The sequence below is a fragment of the uncultured Brevundimonas sp. genome, assembly GCF_937870815.1.
Taxonomy (GTDB): domain Bacteria; phylum Pseudomonadota; class Alphaproteobacteria; order Caulobacterales; family Caulobacteraceae; genus Brevundimonas.
This window is the reverse complement of sequence record NZ_CALMZS010000027.1, coordinates 1-5,168: the sequence shown is the minus strand read 5'-3', so window position 1 is coordinate 5,168 and position 5,168 is coordinate 1. Positions and strand designations below refer to the sequence as shown.

Genomic DNA, 5,168 nt, shown 5'->3' with positions numbered 1-5,168 from the left:
TCATCCGGTCGTATTCGCATTCCGGCATGTAGCGGCTGTCGGGATCGTCAGTGCTCGGCCCACTGGCCGCGCGGCTCGACGAAGGCGCGCTGGCCGCTGACGTCGGCATAGGTCATGCACAGGTCCTCGAACACCCGGCCCCAGGAGAAGCGCTCGACGGCCCTGACCCGGGCGGCGGCGCCGAGGGCCTCGATGTCGCGGGCGAACAGGGCCTCGACGGCGGCGGCGTAGTGGACCGGATCGGCGCTCCCGGCCAGCTGGCCGACGCTGTCGTCGACCGTCTCCCTGACCCCGCCGGCGTTGACGCCGACCACGGGGCGGCCGCAGGCCATGGCCTCCAGCACGATCAGGCCGAACGGCTCCTTGTCGTTGGCGTGCACGAAGGCGTCGCAGGAGGCGATGATCTTCGCCACCGCCCTGGGATTGGCCTCATAGGGAAGCGAGATCACGCGGTCCTCGGCGGGCAGGCCCGCGCCGGCGCCGACCAGCACGAGGTGGTAGGGGTCGCCGAGCCGCTGCACGGCCTCGATCAGCAGGTCGATGTTCTTCTCGCGGGCCGGGCGGCCGGCGAAGCACAGCAGCCGCGCCGAGGCCGGCAGGTTCAGCTTCCTCAGCAGCCAGTCGCGGTCGCGGCGGTCCGGCCGGAAGGTGTCGACCTCGACGCCGAGCGGCTGGATGACGATGTCCCTGACGCCGGCCTCCTCCAGACGCCGGGCGATATAGCGGCTGGGCGAGATCACCCGGTCGAACTGGCCGAACAGCCGGGCCCAGCGCTTCTCGACCGGCTTCTTGGCCCATTCGCCGAAATGCAGGGCGGCGAGGCCGGCGGGATCGGAATGGCAGAAGCCGACGACCGGGCAGCCGGCCCGCTGGCCCGCCTCCAGCGCCCCCTGCCCCGGAGTGTAGGGGTCTCCGGCCTCGATGATGGCGGGGTTGAGCGAGGCGACCCAGGCGCCCCAGCGCCGCACCGAGGTCGGCCAGCGATAGCCGTCGCCGAAGGGCAGCTTGGTCGCGTGCAGCTGGACGATGCCGTCGTCGCCGGCCCTGTGGTGGGCGCCGGGGACGACCAGGGAATGGGCGACGCCGGGGCGGTTCGCCTCCAGCCAGGCCTTCTTGGACAACAGGTAGCGTTTCACCCCGCCCGAGCGCGGCGCGTACAGCATGGTGGTGTCGACCAGGCGCGGCCGGCCGTCCTCGCCGGCGGCCTTGGTCGCCCTCAGGGTCTCCGAAACCTCCTCGTCCCAACCCGGAATGAGGCGCAGTTCGCCTTCCTGAACCTCCAGACCCGCCAGATTCATCAGTTCCTTCTCCGCGGCGCTGATCCCGAGGGGGCCAACGCGCCGGACGCGCTTCTGGATGCGACGCGCGCTGCGGACCCGGGACAAATGCGACTTCACCATCCGCGCGCCGTAGCGCCCGCGACGGCGAAGCTCAAGCGCCATCCTCGGCGTCCTCCGTCAGCGGAGGGTTTCCGGGCCGCCGCGCCCCGGGGCGGCGGGGGCCGGACGCAGGCCGGGGGCTCGAATGATTTCGACTGCGGCCGCGCCCCGTCACGCCCGCGGCCTCGTTACGGAAATAGCGTCGCTTTTCCGGGATTCCCGGCCACGGCGAGGCTCGCCCCGGTCGGCCGGCGGGCGCCTTCGGCCTTGCATTCGCCTCAAATTCGAGAAACTTGAGGCAGGCTGGCTTGGTCCCTGTTAGAGGATCGCCGGCGTCTCTGCGCGTGTCGTCCACAGGGGTTCTTCTGAATGCGTATCATGCTCGCGACCGCGGTGGCGATCGCTCCCCTGATGGCGGCCTCCGGCGCCATGGCCGAAGTGGTGATCTCGACGGCCCGGACCACGCCGATCACCACGGCGAACGCGACCGGCAGCGGTCCCGACAGCATCCGGCTGGCGAGCGGCGGCTCCATCACCGTCAACAGCGGCGTCGGCGTGACGGTGAATTCGAGCCACGACTTCACCCTGGAGGCCGGCGGGGGCATCTCGCTCGACAACGCCCCCCCGGGCGCCACGGGCGTGCTCATCGAAGGCGGCAATACGGCGAACGTCAGCATCAACGGGACGATCAGCCTGCCGGACGACATCCTCGCCGGCGCCGATACCGACACGGACAACGACGGCGACATCGACGGTCCGTTCGCGCACGGCTCGGACCGCTACGGCGTCCGCCTGACCGGCGCCGCCCCGCTGACGGGCGACATCACCGTCGGCTCGGCCGGCCAGGTCGTCGTCGACGGCGACAATTCCTACGGCATCTCGCTCGAAGCGCCGCTGGCCGGCGGGTTCGACATGCTCGGGACCGTGCAGGCGACCGGGGCCGACAGCTACGGCGTGCGCGTCACCGGCGACGTCAGCGGCGACCTCAGGACCGCGGGCAAGATCACCGCCCGCGGGCCCGGATCGACCGCCCTCGCGGTCGAGGGCGACGTCGGCGGCGCCATGGTCATCCATTCCGACATCTCGGCGTCCGGCTACCGCTACACGGCGCGTCCGGCCGACCGGCCGGCGGGCTTCGTGGACACGGCCCAGAACGACGAGGGCACGCTGTTCCTCGACGAACTGGAGGCGGAGGACCTGCTGCAGGGCGGCCCGGCCGTCAGCATCCGGGGCAATGTCGCCGGCGGCGTGGTGCTCGACCGCGGCCCCGCCTACGGCGGGATCGGCATCGAGGGCGACGACGACGGCGACGGCGTCAAGAACGGCGACGAGGACGACGACGGCGACGGCACGCCCAACCGCTCCGACACCGACCGGGACGGCGACGGCCTGGCCGACACCGGCGAGACGACGGCGACGGTCAATGTCTACGGCTCGGCCCCGGCGGTCGAGATCGGATCCGCGACCCGGTCGATCACCCTGGGGCCCGTCGGCGCGGGCGACAGCGCCTACGGCTTCATCAACCGCGGAAACGTCACGGCGGAAGGCGTCTATGACGGCGTCGCCGCCAACGGCGTGGTCGTCGGCGGCAACGCCGGCCAGACCGTCGACGTCGCCGGCGGGGTGCGGAACGACGGCACGATCGCCGCCCTGGCGTATGACGCCGACGCCACCGCCGTGCGCTTCGGCGACGGCGCGAACGTGCCGGGCTTCGTCAACACCAACGCCGTCACGGCCGGGTCGAACAGCGACCAGGCCACCACCACCACGGCGGTCCGGATCGACGCCGGCGCGACGGTCGACAGCCTGGTCAACAGCGGAATCATCCTGGCCAGCACGGCCGGCGGCACGGCCGACACCTTCGCGATTCGCGACCTCGGCGGAACCCTGACCTCGATCACCAACAACCGTTCGATCCAGGCCGCGGTCAACGCCAACGCCGACAATGACCCGGTCACCGGCGTGGCCACGGCGATCGACGTCAGCGCCAACACCACCGGCGTCACCCTGGTCCAGAGCGGCGTCGCCGCCACGCCCACGGCGGCCAATCCGGACACCGACGGCGACGGCGTGCCCGACGACAACGAGCCGGCCATCTATGGCGCCGTCAACCTCGGCAGCGGCGGCGACACGGTCGACATCCGCAACGGCCTGGTCGTGGGCGACATCGCCTTCGGAGCCGGGGCCGACCGGCTGGCGATCACGGGCGGGGCCGTGGTGCGCGGGGCGCTGTCGGACAGCGACGGGGCCCTCGACATCGATGTGACCGACGGCACGCTGGAAGGCCGCCACGCCACGGCGCTGAACCTCGGTTCGCTGAACGTGGGCGCGGACGGCGACCTGATCGTCACGGTCGATCCGGCCAACGGCGCCGCCGGGACCTTCAATGTGTCCGGCACGGCCACGCTGGCCGACGGCGCCGGCCTCGGCGTCCGTTTCAACTCGCTGCTGGCGGCGCCCGGCCGCTTCACCCTGATCGACGCCAACACCCTGAACTACGGCGCGATCGACGTCTCGTCGATCGCGGAGAACTCGCCCTTCCTGTATGTGGTCGAGACCGGGGCGGACGTCGCCGCCGGACAGGTCTTCGCCGAGGTGCGCCGCCGCACCGCCGAGGAGGCCGACCTGATCGCCGCCGAGGCGCAGATGTTCGACGCCTTCTACGGCGCGCTCGGCGGCGGCGGGGCCGACGCCCTGCGGACCGCCTTCCTCAGCCAGACCGGGCGCGACGGGTTCCTGAACCTGTACGAACAGCTGCTGCCCGAGCACTCCGGCGGCCCGCTGCTGTCGCTGGCCTCGGGCGTGGACGCGGTCACCCGCGCCCTGACCGGCCGCAACGCCTCGGCCGCCCCGGGCGAGACCAGCGCCTGGGTGCAGGAGATCAATTTCTACGCCGACAAGGACAAGACCGACACCTACGGCTTCCGCTCGGAGGGCTTCGGCGTGGCGGGCGGCGTCGAGCGCGGCTCGGACCTGGGCGCGGTCGGCCTGAGCCTGGCCTTCACCTCGTCGGATCTGGAAGACCCCGAGGCCGAGGCCGAGGAGGTGCTGTCCGCCAGCCTGCTGGAGCTCGGCCTGTACTGGCGCGCCCAGGGCCAGTTCTGGACCACCTGGGCCCGGGCCGCGGCCGGCTACGCCTCCCTCACCTCGGAGCGCCGCTTCGTCGGCGAGGGCCTCAACCTGTCCAATGAATCCGACTGGAACGGCTTCACCCTGGCGGCGGCCGGGGGCCTCTCCTATGAGCGGGCGTTCGGCCGCTTCACCATCCGTCCCGAGGCCTATGCGGAATTCTTCTCGCTCAGGGAGGACGGCCACCTGGAGGAAGGCGGCGGCGACGGCTTCGATCTCGAGATCGACGACCGCGACGGCCACCTGTTCTCGGCCACGGCCGCGATCAACCTCGGCATGAAGATGGGGCAGAACGACTGGCTGCGCCCGGAAGTGCGGGTCGGCTGGCGCCAGAACATCTCGGTCGATCCGGGCGAGACCATCGCCCGCTTCCGCTCCGGCGGCGGCGACTTCACCCTGTCCCCCGACACCATCGAGGGCGGCGGGCCGATCCTCGGCTTCCGTCTGAACGTCGGCAACGAACTGGGTATGCTGTCGGTCAGCGCCGATGCGGAAATGATCGACGATTACGTGCGTTACATGCTGTTCCTGCGGGCCAGCTTCCGGTTCTAGGATCGGCGCTTCCGGTTCCAGGACGGCAGACGGGCGGCTAGCTCAGCTGGTCAGAGCACCTCGTTTACACCGAGGGGGTCGGGGGTTCGAACCCCTCGCCGCCCACCA

2 protein-coding genes and 1 tRNA gene are annotated in these 5,168 nt (G+C 71.5%); 2 read left to right on the top strand and 1 reads right to left on the bottom strand.

The window, feature by feature from the left end; all coding sequences use genetic code 11:
* Nucleotides 1-47 precede the first annotated feature (47 nt).
* Complete coding sequence (locus tag Q0588_RS01960) at nt 48-1,298, bottom strand: glycosyltransferase (protein ID WP_298743266.1); 1,251 nt, start codon at nt 1,296-1,298, stop codon at nt 48-50.
* A 450-nt stretch (nt 1,299-1,748) separates the two neighbouring features.
* On the opposite strand from Q0588_RS01960, the gene Q0588_RS01955 reads away from it, so the two are divergent.
* Together Q0588_RS01955 and Q0588_RS01950 are read left to right on the top strand one after the other, a co-directional pair.
* Nucleotides 1,749-5,060 carry an autotransporter outer membrane beta-barrel domain-containing protein gene (locus tag Q0588_RS01955; RefSeq protein WP_298743264.1) on the top strand — a complete coding sequence of 1,104 codons (3,312 nt, stop codon included), beginning with the start codon at nt 1,749-1,751 and terminating at the stop codon, nt 5,058-5,060.
* Between the two features lie 31 nt (nt 5,061-5,091).
* Nucleotides 5,092-5,168, top strand: a tRNA-Val gene (locus Q0588_RS01950).

Coding starts and splice junctions, on each gene's coding strand:
- Q0588_RS01960 (WP_298743266.1), bottom strand. CDS start 1,298: ATGAATCTGGCGGGTCTGGAGGTTCAGGAAGGCGAACTGCGCCTCATT.
- Q0588_RS01955 (WP_298743264.1), top strand. CDS start 1,749: ATGCGTATCATGCTCGCGACCGCGGTGGCGATCGCTCCCCTGATGGCG.